Here is a 1,539-nt window from a genome sequence, read left to right as displayed (position 1 = left end):
GAAACACCGGGCTTGTTGTTTCCAGATTATCATTTGGCGCTATGACCTTTGGCAGTGATCCGTCTATTCCTACCATATATAAGGTATCTGAAGAAGAGGCCGGCAAAATGATCGATACCTCCCTGGCAGCAGGCATTAATTTTTTTGATACCGCCGACGGGTATGCCGCCGGTCAGTCGGAAGTAATGCTGGGCAAGCTATTGGCTAAGCGCCGGCACGAAGTGGTAATTGCCACTAAGGTTGGCTTCCGGAATGGTGCACCTATTACGCAGTCGGGGCTTTCCCGCAGGCATATCCTGTATTCCTGCGACCAGAGCCTGAAACGGCTGGGCACCGACTACATTGATCTGTATATTGTTCACCGTGAAGATCCCGTAACTCCATTGGAAGAAACGCTTATTACACTCGATGGGCTGGTTAAAAGCGGCAAGGTGCGCTACATCGGTTTCTCCAACTGGTCGGTGTGGAAATCGGCGCTTGCCTGGCAAATGCAGCGCGATAACGGCTGGGCTACTTTCTGTAACGGGCAAATGAACTATACACTGGTAGGACGTGATGTGGAGTATGATGTGGTACCGTTTATGCAGCAGGCAGGCATAGGTATGACGGTTTGGGGACCGCTGGCAGGCGGATTCCTTAGCGGTAAATACACCCGCGAAAACCTGAAAGAAACCGGCAACCGCCTTTCCGGTTTTGATATTATTCCGTTTGATAAGGAAAAGGGCTTCGTTTTGGTGGACCGGATGAAAGAAATAGCGCAAGCACATAATGCCACCGTAGCACAAATTTCATTGGCCTGGCTGCTTACCAAACCGGTAGTATCCAGCGTGCTGATTGGGGCGTCTAAAGTGCAGCAGCTGGACGACAATCTCAAATCAGCCACTATCGGACTTTCGGCAGAGGAAGTAACACTGCTGGACAGCCTTACGGCACCGGGGCCATTATATCCTCACTGGTTTAACCACAACCTGGCAGATCCCCAGCACATGGCCGCAGGACTGGTTAAATAATAAAGCCGGCATGAGACTGTCCGTCACCAACCTGATGAACCTGAGCAACGATCTCTCCATCAGGGCCAGGCAAAGTTATTTATGAGGCAGTCTCATGGCTTCAGCCCCCTCCCAGATCAGTTCCATTACTTCCTGTTTTTAAAATTCTCTTCGGAGCGTTCATCTGTTTTGGGGTATTACACTAACAGCTTGTTGTAAATATTTTTCTTAAAACATGCTGTTGTAAAGTTTGCCCATTTTTTACAACAACATGTTAATTAATATATCGTAGCTATTGGGTTGCAGCCACCGCGTTATACTTCTTCTCCAGGACCCCGATCACAGTATTCTTCAAATCATCATATTTAAGATCATCGTTAAACCCGGTGCCGTAATTGAAATGCGTGCCTCCTTGCGAGCCGCAAAGGATATATTTTGGCCCGCCCATTTCCACGGAAATGGGTGAATATTCTGTTTGTATGGTAAATTCCATATTTCCCACGCTATCAATTACATAAAATATATGCTTATAAAAGATGCGCTCTTTAGG

At 47.6% G+C, this 1,539-nt stretch carries 2 protein-coding genes; one reads left to right on the top strand and one right to left on the bottom strand.

The window, feature by feature from the left end; all coding sequences use genetic code 11:
• Window positions 1-1,010 (top strand): aldo/keto reductase (locus VN105_RS10815; RefSeq protein ID WP_325640698.1); only part of this gene is annotated, 1,010 nt, incomplete at its 5' end.
• Window positions 1,011-1,281: 271 nt separating this feature from the next.
• Here the strand turns inward: VN105_RS10815 and VN105_RS10810 are convergent.
• On the bottom strand, window positions 1,282-1,539 hold a 258-nt coding region (locus tag VN105_RS10810), incomplete at its 5' end, for a hypothetical protein (RefSeq protein ID WP_325640695.1).

Source organism: Chitinophaga sp. (assembly GCF_035564935.1).
GTDB lineage: Bacteria > Bacteroidota > Bacteroidia > Chitinophagales > Chitinophagaceae > Chitinophaga.
Note: the sequence above shows the minus strand (reverse complement) of the source record. Positions and strands in the feature narration are given on the sequence as shown.